The organism is Methylophaga frappieri (assembly GCF_000260965.1).
GTDB lineage: Bacteria > Pseudomonadota > Gammaproteobacteria > Nitrosococcales > Methylophagaceae > Methylophaga > Methylophaga frappieri.
On record NC_017856.1, the window covers coordinates 143,027 to 166,209 of the forward strand.

General features: G+C 49.2%; 20 protein-coding genes. 1 reads left to right on the forward strand and 19 read right to left on the reverse strand.

Translation table 11 applies throughout. The features are described from left to right. Positions 1-3: 3 nt before the first annotated feature. Positions 4-2,166, reverse strand: a complete 2,163-nt coding sequence (locus Q7C_RS00685; protein ID WP_014702774.1) for a GGDEF domain-containing protein — start codon at positions 2,164-2,166, stop codon at positions 4-6. Between the two features lie 6 nt (positions 2,167-2,172). Continuing rightward, complete coding sequence (purL, locus tag Q7C_RS00690; protein ID WP_014702775.1) at positions 2,173-6,057, reverse strand: phosphoribosylformylglycinamidine synthase; 3,885 nt, start codon at positions 6,055-6,057, stop codon at positions 2,173-2,175. Positions 6,058-6,137: 80 nt separating this feature from the next. On the opposite strand from purL, the gene Q7C_RS00695 reads away from it, so the two are divergent. After that, entirely contained in the window at positions 6,138-6,587 is a 450-nt protein-coding gene (locus Q7C_RS00695; protein ID WP_041366320.1) for an RDD family protein, read from the forward strand. 7 nt (positions 6,588-6,594) lie between these two features. On the opposite strand, the gene Q7C_RS13430 is transcribed toward Q7C_RS00695, so the two are convergent. From Q7C_RS13430 to Q7C_RS00780, 17 genes are all read right to left on the reverse strand, one after another. Then, positions 6,595-6,822: a DUF2835 domain-containing protein gene (locus Q7C_RS13430; RefSeq protein ID WP_014702777.1), complete on the reverse strand. Its 228-nt coding sequence runs from the start codon at positions 6,820-6,822 to the stop codon at positions 6,595-6,597. Further along, positions 6,800-7,237 carry an HIT domain-containing protein gene (locus Q7C_RS00705; protein WP_014702778.1) on the reverse strand — a complete coding sequence of 146 codons (438 nt, stop codon included), beginning with the start codon at positions 7,235-7,237 and terminating at the stop codon, positions 6,800-6,802. The genes Q7C_RS13430 and Q7C_RS00705 overlap by 23 nt, the downstream gene beginning before the upstream one ends. Before the next feature lie 2 nt (positions 7,238-7,239). Beyond that, positions 7,240-9,888 carry an aminopeptidase N gene (gene pepN, locus Q7C_RS00710; RefSeq protein WP_014702779.1) on the reverse strand — a complete coding sequence of 883 codons (2,649 nt, stop codon included), beginning with the start codon at positions 9,886-9,888 and terminating at the stop codon, positions 7,240-7,242. Further along, the gene (locus Q7C_RS00715; protein ID WP_014702780.1) at positions 9,888-10,211 is read right to left on the reverse strand and encodes a YqfO family protein; all 324 of its coding nucleotides are present in this window, start codon (positions 10,209-10,211) and stop codon (positions 9,888-9,890) included. The genes pepN and Q7C_RS00715 overlap by 1 nt, the downstream gene beginning before the upstream one ends. Positions 10,212-10,213: 2 nt before the next feature. Further along, positions 10,214-11,254: a WD40 repeat domain-containing protein gene (locus tag Q7C_RS00720; protein WP_014702781.1), complete on the reverse strand. Its 1,041-nt coding sequence runs from the start codon at positions 11,252-11,254 to the stop codon at positions 10,214-10,216. Between the two features lie 9 nt (positions 11,255-11,263). Then, the gene (gene dcd, locus Q7C_RS00725; RefSeq protein ID WP_014702782.1) at positions 11,264-11,827 is read right to left on the reverse strand and encodes a dCTP deaminase; all 564 of its coding nucleotides are present in this window, start codon (positions 11,825-11,827) and stop codon (positions 11,264-11,266) included. Positions 11,828-11,872: 45 nt separating this feature from the next. After that, positions 11,873-12,949 carry an iron-sulfur cluster carrier protein ApbC gene (apbC, locus tag Q7C_RS00730; protein ID WP_014702783.1) on the reverse strand — a complete coding sequence of 359 codons (1,077 nt, stop codon included), beginning with the start codon at positions 12,947-12,949 and terminating at the stop codon, positions 11,873-11,875. Between the two features lie 121 nt (positions 12,950-13,070). Beyond that, positions 13,071-13,952 carry a carbon-nitrogen hydrolase family protein gene (locus Q7C_RS00735; protein ID WP_014702784.1) on the reverse strand — a complete coding sequence of 294 codons (882 nt, stop codon included), beginning with the start codon at positions 13,950-13,952 and terminating at the stop codon, positions 13,071-13,073. 49 nt (positions 13,953-14,001) lie between these two features. Further along, on the reverse strand, positions 14,002-14,589 hold the full coding sequence (locus Q7C_RS00740) for a GNAT family N-acetyltransferase (RefSeq protein ID WP_014702785.1): 588 nt from the start codon (positions 14,587-14,589) through the stop codon (positions 14,002-14,004). Positions 14,590-14,662: 73 nt separating this feature from the next. Next, positions 14,663-15,070, reverse strand: coding sequence for a ketosteroid isomerase-related protein (locus Q7C_RS00745; RefSeq protein WP_014702786.1), 408 nt, complete (start codon positions 15,068-15,070; stop codon positions 14,663-14,665). A gap of 80 nt (positions 15,071-15,150) precedes the next feature. After that, entirely contained in the window at positions 15,151-16,035 is an 885-nt protein-coding gene (gene speB, locus Q7C_RS00750; protein ID WP_014702787.1) for an agmatinase, read from the reverse strand. Continuing rightward, entirely contained in the window at positions 16,032-17,198 is a 1,167-nt protein-coding gene (nspC, locus tag Q7C_RS00755; RefSeq protein WP_014702788.1) for a carboxynorspermidine decarboxylase, read from the reverse strand. Before nspC ends, speB begins: the two co-directional genes overlap by 4 nt. Positions 17,199-17,236: 38 nt before the next feature. Then, complete coding sequence (locus Q7C_RS00760; RefSeq protein ID WP_014702789.1) at positions 17,237-18,436, reverse strand: saccharopine dehydrogenase family protein; 1,200 nt, start codon at positions 18,434-18,436, stop codon at positions 17,237-17,239. A 60-nt stretch (positions 18,437-18,496) separates the two neighbouring features. Continuing rightward, complete coding sequence (speA, locus tag Q7C_RS00765; RefSeq protein ID WP_014702790.1) at positions 18,497-20,440, reverse strand: biosynthetic arginine decarboxylase; 1,944 nt, start codon at positions 20,438-20,440, stop codon at positions 18,497-18,499. Positions 20,441-20,550: 110 nt separating this feature from the next. Further along, positions 20,551-21,606, reverse strand: a complete 1,056-nt coding sequence (locus Q7C_RS00770; RefSeq protein ID WP_014702791.1) for a succinylglutamate desuccinylase/aspartoacylase family protein — start codon at positions 21,604-21,606, stop codon at positions 20,551-20,553. Continuing rightward, positions 21,606-22,511 (reverse strand): 30S ribosomal protein S6--L-glutamate ligase, encoded by a 906-nt coding sequence (rimK, locus tag Q7C_RS00775; protein ID WP_014702792.1) that lies wholly within the window; start codon positions 22,509-22,511, stop codon positions 21,606-21,608. Before rimK ends, Q7C_RS00770 begins: the two co-directional genes overlap by 1 nt. Further along, positions 22,508-23,005: an ATP-dependent zinc protease family protein gene (locus Q7C_RS00780; protein ID WP_014702793.1), complete on the reverse strand. Its 498-nt coding sequence runs from the start codon at positions 23,003-23,005 to the stop codon at positions 22,508-22,510. The genes rimK and Q7C_RS00780 overlap by 4 nt, the downstream gene beginning before the upstream one ends. Between the last annotated feature and the right edge of the window lie 178 nt (positions 23,006-23,183).

The window sequence follows — 23,183 nt, forward strand, 5'->3', positions numbered from 1 at the left end:
CGTTTAGTGGTCTGATTCAGACGGCGGGAATACCGCCATCTCGATGCAATTGCGTCCTGCCATTTTGGCGCGGTACAGCGTTTTATCCGCCTGCAGCAACAAATCCTCTGGTAAGTCGCCCACGCCTCGCCAACACGCGATACCGATAGAAAGTGTCAGCGCGGCCAGATCGCGTCCCTGATACGAAATTTTTCGTGCAGCAATCTTCAGTAACAAATCCCGAGCACGATTGTATGCCGCTTGGGCACTGGCACCAGGCATTAATACCACAAATTCTTCCCCGCCATAGCGACAGGGAATATCGGTTTCTCGAAAGTGTTCCAGCATTTGAGTGGCCACACTGCGCAATGCCATATCACCCGCTTCGTGACCAAAGGTGTCGTTAAAGTTTTTAAAAAAATCGATATCACACATCATTACTGAAAGCGGCTGTTGATACCGTTGTGCCAATTGATATTCACGAGGCAAAGCATCATCAAGATAACGACGGTTTTTCAGTCCGGTCAGGGCATCTTCAAACGACATTTTTTGCAGGTTTTCGCGTAACCTGATGCTGCTCAGTGTAATCCCTAATCGTTCGGTCACACGATTCATAAAACCAGAAATAACCTGTGCACTTTCCTGATCCTGAGTTAACCTCTCGTCATTTGAAATGATGAGATGAGGTACTTTATGACCCTGCAAATCATCAATCACAACAATACGATGATGTCGGCCTTGCGGCCGTTCTGATCGGCTTAAGGTTCCGACTGGCTGGGCGCGGAAAACCCAGGGCTTGAAGACCTCATGAATCCCCTCACAAACCAGACGCGTAGCAGTCTGCACCTCATTGCACTGCTGCATTTTGCCGATCAACTGCTCCAGTCGGAGACTGAATTCATTGATGCGTAATAACTGCTGAGATCGTTCCATTTCACGATCAACGTACCCTTGTAATTCGGCTGTTCTTGCCATGACATGGGACTCGAGATCATTGTTCATTCTCTCCAATGCTGTTTGTAATTGTTTAAAGTGTGATAAAGACACCATGGAAACAATCAACGCAAATAACAGCGCCCCTAAAGCCAATGGAAAGTCCACCCATGGGGTAAACCCATGCGCAATCAACATATCTGCAAACAGGAATGCGGCGTAGATAAAAAAGGCCAACATCACCATACGTTGCTCGAATTTATATTGACGATAATGATGTAATGCCAGTCCGGTCATCAAAATACAGGTGACGATAAAAAGCAGGTCAAAAGCGGGATAAAAAATGGACAGATTCACCAAGCCAGACAAGGAGAGGCCCAACGCGATGCTCAGAAATAGGACGTGAATTAAAGCTAATGTGCGAAAAGCCCACTGGTCACTGCGCTGGCACCAGTGACTTAGGAGCATGGCAATAAATACGGGCGTCAAAAAATAACACATCGCTGCCAGATAAACTTTTAACAACGGTGCGGAAGCGATGAGTTGCAACAGTTGGCTTTCACCAAGCAAATTACCGGCGGTCACCAGTGCAAAACAGCCGAGGTAAAAAAAGCCGCCATTTTCGCGCCGCATAAATGCAAAAATTAGCGCCGTAATCCCCAGCAGCAACAGGAAGCCTGCAATCAGAAGTTCATCAAAACCATCACGGATAAGGTGCAAATGCAGATCCGAACGCTCGGTCAGCCAGATGTCGCCCCAAAGTCCGATTTCCGTGTAATCAGAAAAGATTTTTAAGGTCAGCGTTTTGCCTGCAGCATCCGGCGGCAACGGAATTTCATGCCATGGCCAGCCGATAAATTGTGGCGCTGAATCAGCAGTAACTTCGCCAAACTGGTAAATCTTTTGGCCGTCAAGATAGGCTGCAATGGTTAAATCAACACTGGTAATGTAAATAACCGGTTCTTGAAAATGATGCGTTGGTAGCGTCGTCTTTAACCACAAAAATGCCTCTCCGTTCCGGTCTGGCGGATTGGCGGGAAAGGTCAGCGACTGCCAGTTTTGATTATCCGTATGGACCGACGCTGCCGACACATCTCCCCATTGGTAATACCATGGCTGTTGACTCAATACCTGACGCTCTGGTGGCGCCGCCCAACTTAAGGTGCTGGTCAGTAAACAAAGCCAACCTAAACAGCACAGCCCGGCTTTAAGCCGTCCCTCACTGCCAGCCCAGATCAAGCAAGGCAGCCACATAACGTCTCAGTTCACCCAGCGTCGTGCGTTCTGGAAGAGGCGCAGCCAAGGGCTATCATCTTGCCACTGCGGTGGATGCCATGAATGTTGCACACTGCGAATCACACGCTCGGGATGCGGCATCATGATAGTGACTCGACCATCGGTCGTGGTAAAGCCAGTCTGCCCCGCAGCTGAACCGTTCGGATTAAATGGATAGGCTTCTGTCGGCTGACCATAATGATCAACATAGCGCAGTGCGCTCAGCGCCTGACTCATATCGCCCGTTTCATTGAAATCGACTCGACCCTCGCCATGTGCTACCGCAATTGGCATCATCGAGCCGGCCATATCCGCCAACAGAATTGATGGCGATGCCGTCACCTCCACCAGCGACAAACGGGCTTCAAACTGTTCAGACAGATTTCGGCTAAATCTGGGCCAATGATCACTGCCAGGGATTAATGCTTTTAGTTGTGACAGCATCTGACAACCATTGCAGACACCCAGTGCAAAAGAGTCCGTGCGTGCAAAAAAGGCACTAAAGACGTCACGCGCTCGCGTGTTGAACAAAATAGTCCCAGCCCAACCACGACCAGCGCCCAACACATCACCATAAGAAAATCCGCCACAGGCCACCAGCCCTTTCATGTCCGTAAGGTCAATACGGCCGTTGATGATATCGCTCATATGGACATCAATCGCCGCGAAGCCGGCACGATCAAAAGCAGCGGCCATTTCCATCTGACCATTGACACCCTGCTCACGTAAAATTGCAATTTTGGGTTTGGCGCCGAAATTGATCTGAGGCAGCTCAATCGGGCTCGCCAAATCAAAGCTTAACCGCGCCGATAGCCCCGGATCGGCTTCATCTGCGATGGTCGCAAACTCTTGTTCCGCACAAGCGGGATTATCTCGCAACGCCTGCATTTGATAACTGGTTTCTGCCCACCACTGTTGCATTTGCCGACGAGGTAAATCCAGCAAGACGGTTTCATCCATCTTGACGCTAATCTGCTGATTGGCAACTGGCTCACCGATAGCATGGCAATACTTCTCTAACTCGTATTGCTGCAACACCACCATCACTGTAGACAAGTGTTGCTCCTCAACCTGCATCACCACACCGAGTTCTTCATTGAACAACATGGCCAACGGATCCGCCAGCGCCGGCAGCGTGATATCCAGACCACAACGCGCCGCAAAAGCCATCTCAGCCAAAGTCGCCAGTAAGCCACCGTCACTGCGATCGTGATAGGCCAGCAACAAACGGTCTTGTTTTAAGCGCTGCATGGCTTTGAAAAACTGTTTCAAAATTTGCGGATTATCGACATCCGGTGTTTGATTTCCGGTTTGTTGATAAACTTGCGCCAAAGCTGATCCGGCCAGCCGATGTTGACCTTGTCCCAGGTCCAGATACAGCAAATGCGTTTGTCCCAAGTCAGTCCGAAGCTGCGGGGTCAGTGTTTTGCTGGCATCAACGACTGGCGCAAAGGCACTGATAATCAGCGACAGGGGCGAGACAACGGATTTTTTTGTCTCGTTGTCGTGCCAGACCGTTTTCATTGACAAAGAATCTTTGCCAACCGGAATAGCAATACCTAATTCAGGACAAAGCGACATACCGACTGCTTTAACTGTGTCATAAAGCAGCGCATCTTCACCCTCATGGCCACACGCTGCCATCCAGTTTGCTGATAATTTAATATCACTCAAGGCTGCAATATCAGCAGCGGCAATATTGGTGATGGCTTCACCAATAGCCATTCTGCCCGATGCTGGCGCGTCAATAACGGCAAGCGGTGTGCGCTCGCCCATCGACATGGCTTCACCCTGCAGACCATGATGATCCGCTAATGTCACGGCACAATCAGCAACCGGTACCTGCCACGGACCCACCATCTGATCTCGCGCAACAAGCCCAGTAATACTGCGATCACCAATGGTAATCAAAAAGGATTTACTGGCGACGGCAGGTAATTTCAGCACCCGTTCTGTCGCTTCTACAAGGCTGACTCCGTCAAGATTCAGATCCGGTTTTGGATTATGCTGATGTCGCACATCGCGAAGCATTTTGGGCGGTTTGCCCAATAACAACGACAACGGCATATCAATCGGCTTATTGTCAAAATGCGTATCACGCAGTAACAGATGCTGTTCTGCCGTCGTTTCGCCAACAATCGCCCAAGGGCAACGCTCGCGCTCACAAATCGTTTTAAATACTTCGACGTGTTCTGCTGCAACCCCCAGCACATAACGCTCTTGCGATTCATTACACCAGATTTCCATTGGCGACATGCCCGGCTCATCATTGGGAATAGCGCGCAATTCAAATTGTCCACCACGACCACTATCATCGACGAGTTCAGGGAAAGCATTTGACAAGCCACCAGCGCCCACATCATGGACGGAGACGATCGGATTATGGTCATCTAAGGCAACGCACCGATCAATCACTTCCTGACAGCGACGCTGCATTTCCGGATTGCCCCGTTGCACAGAGGCAAAATCGAGTCCCTCCTCACTGGTGCCCGAGGTAACCGATGAGGCGGCACCGCCACCCAGCCCGATTAGCATGGCAGGCCCACCCAGTACAATGAGTTGGGTCCCCGGTTGCATGATGTGTTTTTCAACATGCTGTGGGCGAATTGAGCCCAAACCGCCGGCAACCATAATTGGCTTGTGATAACCTCTTACTTCAACGCCATTTTCAGTCTCAACTTGCGCTTCATAGGTTCGGAAATAACCACACAGGTTGGGCCGACCAAATTCGTTATTGAAGGCAGCGCCGCCCAATGGGCCATCCAACATGATTTGCAGCGCTGAGGCCATTCTGGCAGGTTTGCCATAGGCCAGCTCCCAAGGCTGTTCAAAGCCTGGAATATGCAGATTGGAAACAGAAAACCCGGTCAAACCGGCTTTTGGCTTGGATCCCCGACCGGTCGCGCCTTCATCTCGAATTTCGCCCCCGGATCCTGTTGCTGCGCCGGGGAATGGCGAAATCGCCGTTGGGTGATTATGAGTCTCCACCTTCATCAAAATGTGTTGCACTTCACCTTGATAGTGATAACCGCTGTCTGCCATATCAACCTGAAAGCGTTGGCTGTGAAAGCCACCAATCACTGAGGAATTATCGCTGTACGCCTTCACCACACCTTCCGGATGTTGTTCATGGGTGTAGCGAATCATGTCGAACAGACTGCGATCCTGTTGCTTGCCATCTATGATCCAGTCGGCACGAAAAATCTTGTGGCGACAATGTTCTGAGTTAGCCTGCGCAAACATCATCAATTCGATATCGTGTGGGTTACGATGCAATGCCGTAAAGTTCTCAAACAAATAATCGATTTCATCTTCTGCCAAGGCCAGTCCCATCGACTGATTTGCCTGAGCCAGAGCATCTCGTCCACCACCTAGCATATCAATGGTCTGTAATACACGCGGTGGGGTGTGATGGAATAACTGATCGACGGCATCGGCCGTCTCCCAGACATGATCGGTCATACGGTCATGCAATTTGCCAGCGACCCAGCGTTTCTCTTCTTCGGTTAAGGCCTGTGATGCCGTGATGGTGAAACAAATACCTCGCTCAACACGTTTAATCGCGGTTAAACCACTGTTATGTACAATATCTGTGGCTTTACTTGACCAAGGTGAAATTGTCCCGGGACGCGGCGTGACCAATAACAGCGACTCATTTTCGGCAAGCTGTGGCTGGTTTTCGGTTGCTTCGAGCAACTCTAGCAAAGTGACCTTATCCTGAGGATCCAGCGTTCGGTCATCGGCCAGCTCGGCAAAATAACGATAGTCACTTCGCAACGTCGTTACAACGGGTAATTCACTGCGAATGCTGCGGAGTAATTTTTCGATGCGAAAAGCAGAAAAAGCCGACCGGCCGGAAAATTGCTGCATGTCAAACCTGATTTACTGAATTGGAAAGCGGATATGATACTTTATAGGCTATTTTTCGCCCAATAAAATTGAGCCAATTCATGCCTGAAACTGAGCAAACAAGCCGTCGCCCAAGTCCACTTAGGATGGTGGCTATTCTGTTTTACGATACCTTGCTGCTAATTTCTGCGCTGTTAGTCGCCGCGGGCATTGCCGTAGCACTTAATGGTGGTGATGCGATCAGTGCGCAAAATCCCTTCTTTTTGCTGTACTTGCTTGGCGTGATTTTTGTGTTTTACGGCTGGTTCTGGACACATGGCGGACAAACTTTAGGAATGCGCGCCTGGCAAGTCTATCTAGTCAGCCAAGGGACAACCGGTATCAGTTGGCCGCAAGCGGCGATACGCTTCACTGTGGCAATATTGTCATGGTTGCCGATGGGGCTGGGGTTCTGGTGGCAGTGGCTTAGCCCGGACAAATTGAGCTGGCATGATATGGCTTCAGGCAGTGAATTGATTCTTTATCAACGGAAAAAATCAGCGCCTTCCTGACTGCAAATCAATCACTGAGTCTCTCCAGTTTCCGTAACTTGAACTGACTGTCGAAAACCAGCGAGAATCGGCCATGAACACCCTGTTGATCAATGTACTGGCGCAAATGTGACGCCGGAAATTGCACCGATTGACCGTTTTCTGCAACCGCCCAGACCGCGAGCACTTCTCCCCGGTAATAGCGCATCGCCTCCTTGGTATCAATGGCCAGTTTAAGCGTGAGTCTGTTGTCCACTGACCCAAAACCCGTCCAGCATTTCACGTAACTGTGATAGCGTTTGATCCGCAGTTTCATCAGTAAATTGGTCAGCATCACCTTGACCCCATACCGGCAACGGCCACGCTGCATCGGACTGAAACCGGGCGATCACATGCATGTGCAATTGTGGCACCTGATTGCCTAACGCCGCTAAATTAATTTTATCTGCGTGACTTAACTTCTTCAGTTTTTCAGCGACCAGAGCACTTTCATGCCAGAACTGTTGTTGATCTTTCATGTTTAACTCAAACACCTCCGACACCGCATCTCGACGTGGCACCATTATCAGCCAGGTGAATCGTGCATCCTTCATCAGCAAAACCTGACATAGCGGCAAATCACCGACCGGAAAAGTATCGTTTTTCAACTGTGGATGTAGCTTAAATGCCATGTTCAATCCGCCAAGTATTTACTAACAATTTCGTAGACATCTGGAGATAAATCAGATTTATCGGCAATCATTTGCAATGCCGCCTGCATCTGTTTCTGTCGATCCGCGTTATAGCGACGCCATGAATTAAACGCACCCAGTTGCCGCGCTGCCACCTGCGGATTGAGTTTATCCAAGGCGATAATCTGCTCAGCCAGAAACTGATAACCGCTGCCATCACGAGCATGAAATTGTGAGGGATTATTCCGGCAGAATTGACCAATCAAAGCACGCACATTATTCGGATTTTTCAGACTAAACGCCGGATGTTGCATCAACGATTTGATATTGGTCAGCGTGCCTGGCAAAGTCGATAATGCCTGCACCGTCAGCCACTTATCGACCACCTGACGATCGTGCTGCCATTGTTGGTAAAACGATTCCAGTGCTTGTTGTCTTTGTGGTCCATCGACATCAACGATCAGTCGCAATCCGGCCAGCAAATCCGTCATATTGTTTGCCTGCGCCATCTGTGCCAGACAACGCTCAACCTGCACTGGTTCAGTTAAGGTCATCAGATAAGACAGGCAGGTATTTTTGAGACTACGCTGTGCTAAATCAGCCGCATTAAATTCGTAGGGTTTTATCTGATGTAATTGCTGATAGAGGTTTTCAAACCGGATTTTCAGCGTGACGGCCAAGCTCCGCTTCACAAAAGAACGAACAGCATGAATCGCATCAACATCCGCAACCGCCATTTGCGCAGCCAGATAATTTTCTGATGGCAGCGTCAACATGCGTGCTGTCAACGCTGGTTCGACCGACGCATTGTCCAAAATAGCGGCTAATTGATCGGTCAATAATTCCGGCACAACCAACGTGCTACCTGACTGATATTCAGCTATCAAGGCTAACAAGATATTAATGAACAGTGTTTGCCCGGCATCCCAACGATTAAAACTGTCGCTGTCATTGGCCATCATAAAGGCCAGCTCTGCGTTATCACGCTGTTGGGTAAGTTTAACTGGGGCAGAAAAACCGCGTAAAACTGACAGTTTTGGTCGTTCAGGCAAGTTGATAAAGGTAAAATTTTGCTGGTTTTCTGTTAGTAAAAGAACACGCGTATCGCCATCTATTGGCTGAGTTTCATCCGTTAATTGCAGTGGCAAACTCTGTCCCTGCTCACCAATCAGTCCAACCGCCACCGGAATCAAAAATGGCTGTTTTTCAGGTTGCCCCGGTGTCGCCGGGCAAGATTGCTGCAGGGTGACAGTTAATGTCTTTTCAGCTTGGTTATAGTTGCATTCCACCGTCAATTCCGGCGTTCCCGCTTGTGTATACCAACGCTGAAACTGTGCCAAATCAAGATCATTTGCTTCTTCGATCGCGCTGACAAAATCATCTGTGGTGACGGCCTGCCCGTCATGGCGGGCAAAGTACAAATCGGTACCGCGTCGAAAACCTGCATCGCCAGCCAGTGTTTTCAACATTCTGACCACCTCGGCGCCTTTTTCATAAATGGTCACCGTGTAAAAATTGCTGATTTCCATGTAGCTGTCAGGACGCACAGGATGCGCCATCGGCCCGGCGTCCTCAGCAAACTGCATCCGCCGCAACATATCAACATCATCAATGCGTTGCACTGCAGCCGAATTCAGATCCGCACTGAAAGATTGATCGCGCATCACGGTAAAGCCCTCTTTCAGGCTTAATTGAAACCAGTCACGGCAGGTCACCCGATTGCCTGACCAGTTATGAAAATATTCATGACCGACAATACTTTGGATGGTATAGAAGTCATCATCGGTCGCAGTTTCAGGACTCGCCAGAACACAAGCGGCGTTAAAAATATTGAGACCCTTGTTTTCCATGGCGCCCATATTGAAATCATTCACCGCAACGATCATGAAAATATCGAGATCATACTCGCGGCCAAATGCCTGTTCATCCCACTGCATGGCTTGCTTCAGGGAGAGCAGCGCATGATCGCACTTTGCCTTATTTTCCGGATCGACAAAGATTTGCAAGGTGACTTGCCGGCCGCTCATCGTGGTAAAGCTATCCTGTTGGCAATACAAGTCACCGGCAACTAAGGCAAACAGATAAGCAGGTTTGGGGTGCGGGTCGTGCCAACAAACCCAATGCCGACCATCTTCAAACTCACCACTTGCCACTTGATTGCCATTAGAGAGCATGATCGGCCATTGCGCTTTATCCGCCGTCAAGGTCACCGTAAACACGGCCAGCACATCAGGTCGATCCGGATAATAGGTAATTCGACGAAAGCCCTCTGCTTCACATTGGGTACATAAAATCTGTCCGGAGTGATATAAACCTTCCAGTGCGGTGTTTTGATCCGGTTGAATTTCGGTGACGATTTCCAGCGTAAATTCATCAGGTAAGCTGTCAATGACCAGACGGCTATCAGTACAGTCATATTCAGCTTCGCTGAGACGCTGACCATTTAAGGTCACCGAGTGCAGTTGTAATTGTTCACCATCGAGTTTCAACGCACCACCCTGCCCCGCTGGATTTCGCATCATTTCCAATTTACTGCTGACCAGCGTTTGTGCCGGATCCAGATCAAAGTGCAGATCGACTGTTTTAACCAGATAGGCCGGTACCTGATAGTCCGCAAGGTAAATCGTTTGGGGGGCCAGTGGTGCATTCATCAGGTCAAATCCTCAAGTGTTTTAATTGGCCAGCATTCATAAGCCGGTGTTTCATAGGGGTGTGCCAGCAATAACGCCGTAATAACGGGCTTGAGTTGCGCGTCCGGGCAAATTACTTCGACCCGATATTCACTGACACGTTCAATTTCATCTACCTGCCCGATAAAAGGTTGGCTGCCAGCCATCGGTTGAAACTGGCCGGTACCCAAGCTTTCCCAACTGCAATACTGATAGCCATCAAACCGACCTGCACCGGCATCAAATACCGCTTGTTTCACTCTTTCTTTATGCGATTCCGGAACAAAAAAAACCAGTTTATGCATGCTTACTCCTGCCATCGCCATTGTTGCGTAATGCCATCACTGCCCACGGCAATCAACTGATCGCCCTGCTCTGAAAAAGCCACTGCCTGAACGATAATGCCCGGCTGCAAGGCGTTTTGCCGGCGTAATTTCCAGCAAGAAACTTTGGTTCCTGCGGGGATATGCCAGACACAGACTTTTTCATTCGAATGCCCCGTTACCAGCAACTGACCATCTGTTGAAATATTGACTGCGGTCGTGGTGTAATCAAACACCGGAAACGCAGGCAACGACCACTGTGCTGGCCAGGCTGATAAACGTAATTCCGTCAGCGATTCGCCTGTGGTCAGGTGCCGTAAAACCACCTGTTCACTCTCGCCCCCGGTCACAACAAAACGCGACTGCGGATCAAAATAAACCAGATTGACCCGGTTTTCATGTCGCCAGCTAAATTGTTGTTGACCTGTCTGCAAATCCCACAAGCGTGCAGTAAAATCGTCACCACCGGTCAATGCCAGTTTTCCATCAGGTGATATTGCCACCGCACTGATTGGCAAATCGACCGTTGAATTGACGGCTTTTCCATCATGAATAAAGCGATGACGGACTTGATTTTCGGCAATATCAAAATAAATTGCACGACGGTCAGCCAGTGCTAGTAAGAGATGACTGCCATCTGGCGCTATTGCCGCCGCGGTGACCCGTATCGGGAAAGTCAATCGATGCAGAGGTTGACCGGAGACCATATCCCAGACCAATACCGTTTCACGTTCAACGGTCACGGCTCGCGCAGCATCGGCCGCAATGGCAACCACTTGCGTGCCATCGGCATCTGCCGCCGCATTTTGCCATTCGAATTTAAGACTGTTGTTTTGTCGATCCCACAATCGGGCCCCAGCTCGCGTATCAGCGGTTAACAAATAACGATTATCCGCTGAAAAAACAGCGTGATAACTATCCGAACTGTGTCGCCATTGCAGTAAATCCTGCTGTGACGCATCACAGCCAGCCAGTACCGTGACCATCAAGATCACAAAACCAATCCGGTACTGCATTAGCGCCATCCTCACTCCTCAGGATTTTGGCAGGGTCACACCTTGTTGGCCCTGATATTTGCCACCACGGTCAGCGTACGAGGTTTCACAGACTTCATCTGACTCAAAAAACAGCATCTGCGCAACCCCTTCATTGGCATAAATTTTGGCAGGTAAAGGCGTGGTGTTTGAGAACTCCAATGTCACCTGACCTTCCCATTCCGGTTCCAGTGGCGTCACATTGACGATGATGCCACAGCGCGCATAAGTTGATTTGCCTAGACAAACGGTCAGGACATTTCGCGGAATTTTAAATGATTCTACTGTTCTCGCCAGCGCAAACGAATTGGGCGGGATAATGCACACGTCTGATTTCACATCGACGAAACTATTGGCATCAAAATTTTTCGGGTCAACGATTGCCGAGTTGATGTTGGTGAAAATTTTAAACTCATTGGAGCAACGGACATCATAGCCGTAGCTGGAGGTGCCATAAGAAATTATTCGACTGCCACCAACCTCTCTTACCTGACCTTGTTCAAACGGGCTGATCATGCCCTGCGCCGCCATGCGGCGAATCCATTTATCTGATTTGATACTCATTCAATTGTTACCCAATCCGCTAGGAAAAAATGACCATCATAGCCATCAATCGTTTTTAACGACAATATTTGGAAACGCTGACGCATAATCTTTACTCTGACAGGCAAGTTGCGCCCCGATACGGCGAGCGATTTGTCGATAAGCCAAGGCAATCTCGCCTGCCGGCTCTTTTTTAACTGTCGGCTCGCCACCGTCCGCATGTTCACGGATACGAATATCCAGCGGCAAATTGCCCAGCAGGTTAATGTGATACTGATCTGCCATCGATTGACCGCCACCCTGACCAAAAATCGGTTCCTCATGGCCACACTGACTGCAAATGTGCGTGCTCATATTTTCTATCACACCCAGAACCGGTACTTTCACTTTTTCAAACATGCGAAGTGCCTTGCGCGCATCCAACAGCGAAATATCCTGCGGCGTCGTGACAATAACGGCGCCACTGACCGGGACTTTTTGCGATAAAGTCAGTTGAATATCACCCGTTCCTGGCGGTAAATCAATCACCAGATAGTCGAGAGATTTCCAATTAGTATCACCCAGCAATTGTTGCAGCGCCTGAGTGACCATTGGCCCGCGCCAGACCATCGGCTCTTCTTCGTCAATCAGGTAACCAATAGACATACTTTGTATGCCATGACGCTCAACCGGCTCAATGGTTTTGCCATCGGTGGATTCCGGGCGCTGACTGGAGCCCAGCATACGGGGCTGACTCGGTCCATAAATATCGGCATCGAGCAACCCCACGCTGGCCCCTTCCGCCGCCAGGGCTAAGGCCAAATTTACTGACGTTGTGGACTTCCCAACACCACCTTTGCCCGAGGCAACCGCAATAATATTTTTGACATTTTCCAGCGCCGCGACACCTTGTTGAACTTTGTGTTTGGTAATAGCCACATTGATGTCAATTGCCGCGCTGACGCCTTGTTCACTGAGACGACTCGCGATGGTTTGCGCTAGCTGTGCTTGATAGCCTTGACAGGGATACCCCAGCGTAACGCCGACCGTTAAAGGCGATTCCGACAGCACACGTACTTTGGCACGCGTTTCGTTTAATGTCAGACCCGTTTCCGGATCGGTGACATCAAGGATCAGTTTTTCAATTGATGCCGCATCGGTCATGCAGTACTCCAAGTTTGTCTGCGAGAGTGTCCATTTTACGCAGAACGTCAAGCGGCTTCATCCATGAATCGGCAAGATTTTGTCGACGATAATAAAAACGCCGCGGGAAGCGGCGTTTCAATCAGTTAGTTTGCGGTGTCTTCAGCGAATGCTGTTTTGGCCAGTCACGATAATTAAAAACCTGTCCTTGTTGTCTAACACGGGCGATTTCCGCTAAATCCAAATCCGCGTACACCCAGCCCGGTTTATCGCCAACGCCTTCAACCAAAATACCATTATCCGGAAAACCGTAGTCAACCGGTGTATAGATACTGGCACGGCCGGTATTGACATCCACAGCTTCTGACCAGGCTGCTTTGCCAAAAGTAGGTGATTGCACGACATAGCATTGATTTTCCAACGCCCGCGCCTGACAACCAATACGAACACGATGAAATCCAGCTTCAGTATCGGTACAACTCGGTGCCAGAATCAGATCAGCACCGGCTTTAACTTGTTGATACGTGATCAATGGAAACTCACTGTCATAGCAAACATTGATACCCAGTTTGCCAATATCGGTATCGATAACTTTAATATCGGTACCGGGATTGATCAGCCATTGTTCATTTTCAAACCGGGTCATGATCAATTTGTCCTGAAAATCGATCAATCCATCAACGCCAAACAGGTGGGCACGGTTGCGAAAACTGTCGTCAGGTTGCTGTACCGGAAACGTACTGGCCAGAATCATCACATCGTATTGACTGGCCAGTTCAACATGCAGCGCCTGCCAGTCTGCATAACAGGACTGCATGGCATGCAATTGTTTACCGAGATCGCGATACACGGTTTCGCCATACAGTGATGCCAGTTCCATGCTGCCATACTCAGGAAACACCAGCAGGTTTGCCTTGAATTCAGCGGCCTCTTTCACCCATTGATGTAATTTGTCGGCGAAATCTGTCCAATGTTGAAAAAAACCAATATCGTACTGCGCCGCAGCGACTTTAATTTTGCTCATGCCACTCCTGAAAATAAGCGCTGCTGTGATAGCAGGCCAATAAAATGGTTTACAGCGTTTTCATCCAGAAAGTCATTGGCTTGGGAGATTCTTCAGACTCACCAATTTCTTTCCAGCTAAACGTCGTTTGTAAGGCGGACTGTTTCTCATAACCCCGTTTGCGCCAGAAATTATCCAAGGGTTTATAACCGGCTGGTTTACGTGGGTGATCATCAGGGCGTTGTACCCCACAAAAACAACTATATTGAAATCCGCCTAACTCACGGGCATGCGCCTCACGATGATCAAAAAACGCCACCCCCGCACCCTGTCCCCGATAACTCGACAATAAAACGGATTCACCACAATAGAAGATGCTGTCAATATCCAGCCCGGCCTTAATAAAGGGCGCCTTGACTTCCTCTGTCTCAAATTTCAGCGGAATACCCGTTGACGCGCCCACGACTTTACCTGCATCCAGAGCCAAAACAATCACACTCTCAGGACAGGTAATATAAGTCTGCAAATACTTGGCTTCATAAGCAGTATCCCCATCATAAAGATAAGGAAAGTCGCGAAAAACGGTGATTCGCAAATTGGCTAATTCAGGGATATAGTCTTTTAGCGCCTCACCAGAAAGGCGTTTCAATTCCAGCATGAGTCAACTCAAATCGGGGTTGATATCAGAAAAGCGTTTGCTGATGTCATGGCAACAGCAAACGCCAAGCTAGTTAACCAACAACTTGTTTGATCCAGTCTTCCAAGTTGTAGTAATTGGTAATACGAGCCACTTTGCCGTCACGAATAACAAAAAAAGCACCGGCCGGCAGGTTGTATTTTTGACCCGCAGCTTCTGGCAGACCTTCATCTGTACTGAGATATTCACCTAATACGGTAAATTCGACCGCAGCACGATCACCCGCATCATTGGTGGTAATTGAAATATCGACAATTTGCTCTTTGTAATGGGCATTCATGCGATCCATGAATGTACTGAATTTTTCTTTGCCGATTTCCCGACCACTTTGGTTCACATCATGAACCACATCGTCAGTCAGCATAGCCAAAAAGGCATTCATATCCTGACGGTTAAAAGCATCATAATAATCTTGCAACAGCGTCACAGTCGCTTGGTTCATATTGGCAAATCCCGTGGAATAAAAAAACGGCGGATTTTAACGCGTAAATGCTTCAAAGAAAAGCAAAAACACGATACAAATCATTCACGTTGATTGCGTGCCGTTATCCCCATCAGCTTGTAAGTCAACATCGACGCGGCAAAATCATAGGCATGAAAGCCATTAATTGGCGCAAACTCCATCACATCAAAACCAATAATTTTGCGTTGCTTTGCTACTGATTCAAACAAGTTCAGTGTTTGATACCAGCTCAGGCCACCCGGGACTGGCGTTCCCGTTGCCGGGAATACACTGGGATCCATGCCATCGACATCCAGCGTAAAAAAGACGTTTTCAGGAAAATCATCAGGCAAAGTGATGTCATTGATGTTCTGTGGCACCAGTTCGTCGGCATCTTGATAGTAAACCCCAAACGCCTGACGCACCTGCATTTCCTCTTCACAATAAGCACGGATACCTAATTGATATAGCGGAATACCCATATCCACCGCCCGTTTCATCACCGAGGCGTGGCTGAGAATATCGCCTTCGTAGGCATGGCGCAGATCACAATGGGCATCAATCTGCACAATGCCAAAATCGTCAATACCTGCCGCTTTCAAGCCTTGAATCACGCCAAACGTCACGGAATGCTCACCGCCTAATACCACTGGGATGCCGCCATTTTTGACAATCGCTGCCGTGGCATCAGCAATATTCTGCATCACTTTTTCCGGCACCACACTACAATCCACCGGTGCACAGGTGTGAATACCCAAATCGCACGGACTGGATTGCCCATCCCATTTTTCTAACTGCCAAGATGCCTGCAGAATCGCTGACGGGCCCAAATTGGTGCCACCACCATAAGATACCGTCTTTTCATAAGGGACAGGCAAAACATGAAACAGCGCCGCGTCTGGCGCAGCCTGATCGATTTCAGAGCCCAAAAAAATCGGAAATTGTTCATCTAACTCAGCATTCATGACAAGCGTTCTTTAAAATCCTGATAACTAAACTTTTTGACGACGCGTAGCGCATCAGTGTCGCTGTTCCAGATCGCCAAAGAAGGCAATTTCGTGCCATTAAAGGTGGTTGTTTTCACCATCGTATAGTGACTCATATCCTCAAATATGAGTCGCTGGCCAATTGCCAGTGGCACATCAAAACTATAATCACCAATGACATCCCCCGCCAGACAAGTCAAACCGCCAAGCCGATAAGTATGCGCCTTTTCATTGGCTTCACCTGAACCCGTAATATCCGGCCGGTAAGGCATTTCCAACGTATCCGGCATGTGGCACGTCGCCGAAGTATCCAAAATAGCCTGATCAAGCTGATTCCAGGTCAAATCGAGTACCTCACAACTGAGTATGCCAGTGCCAATCGCAATCGCCTCGCCCGGTTCGAGGTACACCTCAACCTGATAACGTGCTTTAAAACTTTGAATGAGACTGATGAGACCCGCAATATCGTAGCCCGGTGCCGTAATATGATGACCGCCACCAAAGTTGATCCATTGCATCTGCGGCAGCAAATGGCCAAATTTTTCTTCAACAGCGGCCACGGTTCGTTGCAAGGGCGCAAAGCCCTGCTCGCACAACGTATGGAAGTGCAACCCGCTGATACCATCCAACAGTGATGTATCAAGTTGCAATAAGGGAATACCCAGTCGCGAACCCGGTGCACACGGATCATAAATCGGTACCGCACCTTCAGAATGCTCTGGATTAATACGTAAACCGAAGGTTAACTCCGGACGTTGCTGCTGCATGGCCAGGCATTGTTCGCGAAACCGCTGCCACTGGCTGCAAGAATTAAACACAATGTGGTGGGCAAAACCGAGCAATTCATCGATATCCGCTTGACTGAATGCCGCCGCAAATACATGTACTTCACCGCCATAAGCTTCCTGGCCGAGCCGCGCTTCATGCAAGCCGCTGGCGCAAGTGCCACTCAGATATTTTGCAGTCAATGGAGCCAGCGACCACATCGAAAAGGCCTTCAGTGCCGCCAGTACCTTGGCACCACTGCGTGATTGAACCTCATGCAAAATCTGCAAATTGCGTTCTACCGCTACTTCATCAACGACAAAGCAGGGCGACGGCAACCGCTGTAAATCCAGCTTTTTAAAATCGGTAAATTGCATTTATTTCAATTACTTTTATTTAAAAGTTAATGTTATGTTTAACTATCCAGGTCAAACGAATCCAGTTCCACCACCTGCCACGGCAGACCGTATTCATTCAGATCCGCCATGAAGGGATCCGGGTCAAACTGCTCAATGTTCCAGACACCCGATTTTTGCCATTTGCCTTCCAGCATCATCTTGGCGCCAATCATCGCCGGGACGCCAGTGGTGTAAGAAATGGCCTGTGATTGCACTTCACTATAGCAATCCTGATGATCTTTAATTTGATACAGGTAAACCGTTTTGCGCTGACCATCCTTAATGCCCGTGACAACACAACCAATACAGGTTTTGCCCTTGGTACGTGGTCCCAGGGTTGATGGGTCAGGCAGCAAAGCTTTCAAAAATTGAATTGGTACAATTTCTTGACCATTGAAATTTATCGGCTCAATGCCCGTCATGCCGACATTGCCGAGCACTTCCAGATGTTTCAGGTAACTGTCACCAAAACTCATCCAGAATTGCGCCCGTTTCAGCGTTGGGAAGTTGACCACCAAGGATTCCAATTCTTCGTGATACATCCGGTAAATGTTGTAAGTGCCAACGTTATCAGGACAGGTAAATTGCGCTTTTTTGGACATCGCCGGCGTGGTCACAAATTCGCCACCTTCCCAGTGGCGGCATTCTGCGGTCACTTCGCGAATATTGATTTCAGGATTAAAATTGGTGGCAAACGGATAGCCATGATCGCCACCGTTAACATCAATAATGTCCAACTCGTGAATTTCATCAAAATAGTGTTTTGCCAGGTACGCAGTAAACACATTAGTCGCGCCCGGATCAAAGCCACTGCCAAGCAATGCCATCAGGCCAGCCTGCGCAAATTTTTCCCGGTATGCCCACTGCCACTTGTATTCAAACTTGGCAGTGTCCAGTGGCTCATAATTGGCCGTATCCAGATAATCGACACCGGCTTCCAGGCAGGCATCCATAATCGTTAAATCCTGATAGGGCAAAGCAACATTAATTACCAGCTCAGGCTGTTCTTGCTTCAACAACGCTGTTAATGCTGGCACATCATCCGCATCAACCTGAGCTGTCCGTATGGGGCGTGATAACTGTGCTGCAATCGCTTTACATTTCGCTTCATTACGACTGGCTAAAACGATCTCGGAAAAGACTTCGGGCAGTTGCGCACATTTATGGGTAACCACACCACCGACACCGCCAGCACCGATAATCAATACTTTAGACATATTATCTAACCCTTTGATTTAAAATTAACTTATGAATTTAAAAGCACCAGAAATGGTGGTTCATCTCTCAAAAAATGTGTAGCCATTCAAGCTATCATTAAAAGCGCGCAGCATCTGCTGACGCATCGGCACGGAAATTCGCCCTTCACGCACCGCGCTCTCGGCCAGACGCCGAAACTGCTCCTGCATGACTTTGGGGTCATATTCCACATAACTCAACACATCAGCGATACTGTCGCCATGGAATTCACGAATAAAGTCAAAGCTGCCATCTTCGTTAATATGCACACTGACCACATTGGTATCACCAAACAGATTATGCAAATCGCCCAGCGTTTCTTGATAAGCGCCGACCAGAAACACGCTCAGATAATATTCCTCACCCGATTTCAGCGGGTGCAAAGGCAACGTTTTGTGGTAGCCGTCATCGTACGAAAAGGCATCAATCTTGCCATCACAGTCGCAGGTCATATCAGCCAACACCGCCGACCGGGTTGGTGCCTCATCAAGCCGGTGTATTGGCATAATCGGAAACAACTGATCGATTGCCCAAATATCGGGTAACGACTGAAACAGACTAAAATTACCGTAATAAATATCTGACAATAGCTCTGGCAAACTCTCTAATTCAGCCGAAATACGGCGTGCCTGCGGCAGTAATTCGGAAATTTTCTCCCAAATAGCCAAAGCCAGATTTTCTGCCAGCGCCCTGTCCCGCAAGCTTGCCTGCCCGTGGTGAAACAATTCGCGAATTTCATCTCGGTAATACAGCGAGTCGTTATAGCACTCCTGCAAATTATCGACCGTAATATGGTCACGCACTGAATACAGGTTAATAATCATGTCATGGCTGTCTTCTGGCGCCGATGCCGGAATATGGCCCGGCTTGTGATCCCGCACTTCCAGCACGTTAAACAGCAACATCGAGGAATACGCCACCAAAGCGCGTCCTGACTCAGAAACAATCACCGGATGCGGGATTTCCAGCGGATCCAGACACTCCTGCAATGTCTCGACAATGTTGTAGCAGTATTCATCCAGTCCATAGTTCATTGAATGCGTACTATTAGAACGGGTGCCTTCATAATCGACCGCCAAGCCACCACCAAGATCGATGTAGCCCATCGGCGCGCCCTCTTCAATCAGCCCACTGTAAAACCGGCAGGCTTCCATGACGCCACTACGAATATTACGAATATTGGGGATCTGTGAGCCAAGATGACTATGCAGCAGTTGTAAACAATGCAGCATATCTGCTTGTTTTAACTGTTCAACCACTTCCAGCAATGCGTGAGTAGACAGGCCAAAAATAGACCGATCACCACTATCGCCATTCCAGTGCCCTTCAACCGTTGAGGCCAGTCGAATTCGCATGCCAATCAAAGGATCAATACCGAGCGCCTTGCTGCGTTCCAGAATCGTGCTTAACTCAGTGGCGGTTTCCAGTACGAAAAAGCATTTAATACCCATCTGCCGGGCATACAGACCCAGTTCTATAAATTCTTCGTCTTTATAGCCATTGCAGATAATCAAACTGTCATGATCGCGTAACTGCGAAATCGCGATAATCAGCTCCGCCTTGCTGCCTGCTTCCAGTCCATGATGATAGCGACGGCCATAATCGGCAATCTCTTCAATAACATGACACTGCTGATTGACCTTGATGGGAAACACGCCGCGATAGTGATTCTGATAACCGGCCTGTTCAATGGCGCGATGAAAGGCTTCATTAATCTGCGTGATGCGAATATCCAGCAGGTTTTCAATACGCAGTACTGCAGGCATGTCCAGACCGCGGTCTTTCATTCCCTGCACAATATCAATCAGCGGTACCTGAATGGTTTTATCACCAAATTTCAGACTGACGACGGCATTACCCTCATCCGTAATATCAAAATATTCTGCGCCCCAATCACGCACACCATATAAGCGACTACTTTGCTGGGCATCCCACTCGGCTGGTGATTCCGGCAATGTGGTGTGATTGGCATGGGCTTTGGTCATCAGTAAGCACCCCTTTGGCAACGGGTAAATCGCGAAATTGTCACTATTTTAGAATAAAAAAGCAAAACAATTATGACGGTAAGAAAAGTAGATACAGCGTGAGTTTCTGGCTAGATAATGGGTAAATCTTCGGGTGTCGAGGTATCCGTTGCCGGATCCAGACGGGTATGAAAGGCCTCAACCGAATCCGCCACCTCATCAGGTCGATTAAATCGCGCAATATGGAACAGCGCCTCGCCCTCATTAACCAGCGGAATATTGGTGCGGCCAATAATGACACCACTACAACTGGCCGTCACCCTGGTTTCCGTTTGGGCACCACCGTATGGCGCCGCAACCATGCCCAGACAATCGCCTTTTTTGACATGCGCCCCCATGGCTACCAACATCCGGAAAATACCGCTTTGCGGTGCCCGGACCCAGGTACTGGATTCCGCCACAAAGGGATCCACGGGTTTCAGTTGTCTTCGCCGGGTTTCACTGAGCATGCCAATACGCCGCATCACCGCCAACACACCTCGGACACCGGCCCGAATCGCCAGCTCATTAAACCGCAAGGCTTCGCCTGCTTCATAAACAATGACCGGCACCTCAGCCTGCATACAAGCATAACGCAACGAGCCTTCAATCAAGCCCGAATTAACAATCACTGGCGCGTTAAAGGCACGCGCCATTTCTTCAACGCCCGGCGTTTCCAGCGAAGCGCGAATCTGCGGCAGATTATCGCGGTGGATGGCTGCTGTATGCAGATCAATGCCGTGCGTACAATGACTGACCACTTCGGTCATAAACAAATTGGCCAGCCGCGCCGCTAATGAGCCTTCTTCGGAACCGGGAAAACAGCGATTTAAATCACGTCGATCCGGCAAATAGCGGGTCTGATTAATAAAACCGTAAACATTCACCACCGGGATGGTAATCAAGGTGCCACGCAAGCCGCTAAGCCGTTTGCTGCGAATCAGTCGGCGGATAATTTCGACGCCAACAATTTCATCACCATGCACCGCGCCAGAGACAAATAACACCGGCCCATCACGCCGACCGCGAATCACTTCAACCGGCATACTCAAGGCCGTGTGCATATATAAATCCGGCAATGGCACATCCACCACCCGGGTTTCGCCCGGTTTGATCGGCTGGCCCGCAATGACCAATTCCGCTGGCATTAACCGCGTCCTCGCGTTTTGGTGTGGCCGAGCTTGGCGTTTTTCTCAATAAATTCAATAATCATCGTGGCAATATCTTTGTTGGTTGCCATTTCGATGCCTTCCAGGCCCGGCGAGGAATTCACTTCCATCACCACCGGCCCGTGATTGGAGCGCAACAAATCGACACCACAGACATTTAAGCCCATGGTTTTGGCGGCACGCACTGCGGTTGCCCGTTCTGCCGGGGTAATACGGATCAATTGCGCACTGCCCCCTCGATGCAGATTCGAGCGAAACTCGCCTTCCTTGCCCTGCCGTTTCATTGCCGCCACCACTTTATCGCCAATAACAAAACAGCGAATATCCGCCCCGCCGGCTTCTTTAATAAATTCCTGTACCAGAATGTTGGCTTTCATGCCCATAAACGCTTCAATAACGCTCTCTGCTGCGCCTTCGGTTTCCGCCAATACCACACCGATACCTTGCGTGCCTTCAAGCAACTTAATCACCAGTGGCGCGCCACCCACCAGTTTGATCAAATCATTGACATCATCGGGACGATGCGCGAACCCGGTCACCGGCAAACCAATACCTTTGCGCGACAAAAGTTGCAGCGCCCGCAATTTATCGCGGGAACGACTAATCGCAACTGATTCACTCAACGGATACACGCCCATCATCTCAAACTGGCGCAATACCGCGGTACCGTAAAAGGTTACCGACGCACCAATACGCGGAATGACCGCGTCATAATTGGTCAGCACCTGCCCTTTGTAATGGACTTCCGGTTTCAATGAGGTGATGTTCATATAGCAACGCAACACATCCAGCACATGCACTTCATGGCCCCGTGCCTCCGCCGCCTCCACCAATCGTCTGGTGGAATATAACTGCGAATTCCGTGACAAAATGCCAATTTTCATAGCGACTCTCCATCCGATCCGTCAATCGCGGATGCGGTTATTGTTGTATTCAGGGGTTGGCCTGCCAGATACGACAAGCCGGGTTGGACCACTATATTACCAGCGGTCATTGCCGTGCGTCCGAGCAACATACGAAAGCGCATGGTATCGCGGTTGGTCAGCGTAACTTCTATCGGAAAACAATTATCGCCGATTTTCAGCGGCGTGCGAATCACATAGCGGCTTTCTGTATGGCCGCCAGAGTCAGTGACGTCGCGCTGATCCCATACCGGCGCCTCACACCAGATTTCGGTATCAATATCATCCTGATTGGGATGCACACCAAAGCGCACCCACAGTGCATCCTGTCTGGAAAAAGTATCGACCGAAAACGCATGAATCGCCGACGTGCGCGCGCCGGTATCGACCTTGGCTTTGATGCGATCAATACCTAAATCCGGTAACGCCAGCCACTCACGCCAGCCCACCACAATATGTCCCTGCTCATCCTGCATTGTCCTGCACCTGCTTAAATCAGTCTGTTACCCAAAAACATAAACGACCTGCGCGGTGAATGCCAGTTAAAGCACCGAATAAGTCATGACAACAGCCAATGCAGCAGTGCGGTTTTTATTGATAACAATGGAAAAATAAGGATGGTGATCGTGTTGAATAAATTTTAGCTAAAAAAAA

What these genes read in the sequence shown, in the direction of transcription:
- Q7C_RS00685 (WP_014702774.1), bottom strand. Translation starts at nt 2,166, where the DNA reads ATGTGGCTGCCTTGCTTGATCTGGGCTGGCAGTGAGGGACGGCTTAAA.
- purL (WP_014702775.1), bottom strand. Translation starts at nt 6,057, where the DNA reads ATGCAGCAATTTTCCGGCCGGTCGGCTTTTTCTGCTTTTCGCATCGAA.
- Q7C_RS00695 (WP_041366320.1), top strand. Translation starts at nt 6,138, where the DNA reads ATGCCTGAAACTGAGCAAACAAGCCGTCGCCCAAGTCCACTTAGGATG.
- Q7C_RS00705 (WP_014702778.1), bottom strand. Translation starts at nt 7,237, where the DNA reads ATGGCATTTAAGCTACATCCACAGTTGAAAAACGATACTTTTCCGGTC.
- pepN (WP_014702779.1), bottom strand. Translation starts at nt 9,888, where the DNA reads ATGAATGCACCACTGGCCCCCCAAACGATTTACCTTGCGGACTATCAG.
- Q7C_RS00715 (WP_014702780.1), bottom strand. Translation starts at nt 10,211, where the DNA reads ATGCATAAACTGGTTTTTTTTGTTCCGGAATCGCATAAAGAAAGAGTG.
- Q7C_RS00720 (WP_014702781.1), bottom strand. Translation starts at nt 11,254, where the DNA reads ATGGCGCTAATGCAGTACCGGATTGGTTTTGTGATCTTGATGGTCACG.
- dcd (WP_014702782.1), bottom strand. Translation starts at nt 11,827, where the DNA reads ATGAGTATCAAATCAGATAAATGGATTCGCCGCATGGCGGCGCAGGGC.
- apbC (WP_014702783.1), bottom strand. Translation starts at nt 12,949, where the DNA reads ATGACCGATGCGGCATCAATTGAAAAACTGATCCTTGATGTCACCGAT.
- Q7C_RS00735 (WP_014702784.1), bottom strand. Translation starts at nt 13,952, where the DNA reads ATGAGCAAAATTAAAGTCGCTGCGGCGCAGTACGATATTGGTTTTTTT.
- Q7C_RS00740 (WP_014702785.1), bottom strand. Translation starts at nt 14,589, where the DNA reads ATGCTGGAATTGAAACGCCTTTCTGGTGAGGCGCTAAAAGACTATATC.
- Q7C_RS00745 (WP_014702786.1), bottom strand. Translation starts at nt 15,070, where the DNA reads ATGAACCAAGCGACTGTGACGCTGTTGCAAGATTATTATGATGCTTTT.
- speB (WP_014702787.1), bottom strand. Translation starts at nt 16,035, where the DNA reads ATGAATGCTGAGTTAGATGAACAATTTCCGATTTTTTTGGGCTCTGAA.
- nspC (WP_014702788.1), bottom strand. Translation starts at nt 17,198, where the DNA reads ATGCAATTTACCGATTTTAAAAAGCTGGATTTACAGCGGTTGCCGTCG.
- Q7C_RS00760 (WP_014702789.1), bottom strand. Translation starts at nt 18,436, where the DNA reads ATGTCTAAAGTATTGATTATCGGTGCTGGCGGTGTCGGTGGTGTGGTT.
- speA (WP_014702790.1), bottom strand. Translation starts at nt 20,440, where the DNA reads ATGACCAAAGCCCATGCCAATCACACCACATTGCCGGAATCACCAGCC.
- Q7C_RS00770 (WP_014702791.1), bottom strand. Translation starts at nt 21,606, where the DNA reads ATGCCAGCGGAATTGGTCATTGCGGGCCAGCCGATCAAACCGGGCGAA.
- rimK (WP_014702792.1), bottom strand. Translation starts at nt 22,511, where the DNA reads ATGAAAATTGGCATTTTGTCACGGAATTCGCAGTTATATTCCACCAGA.
- Q7C_RS00780 (WP_014702793.1), bottom strand. Translation starts at nt 23,005, where the DNA reads ATGCAGGATGAGCAGGGACATATTGTGGTGGGCTGGCGTGAGTGGCTG.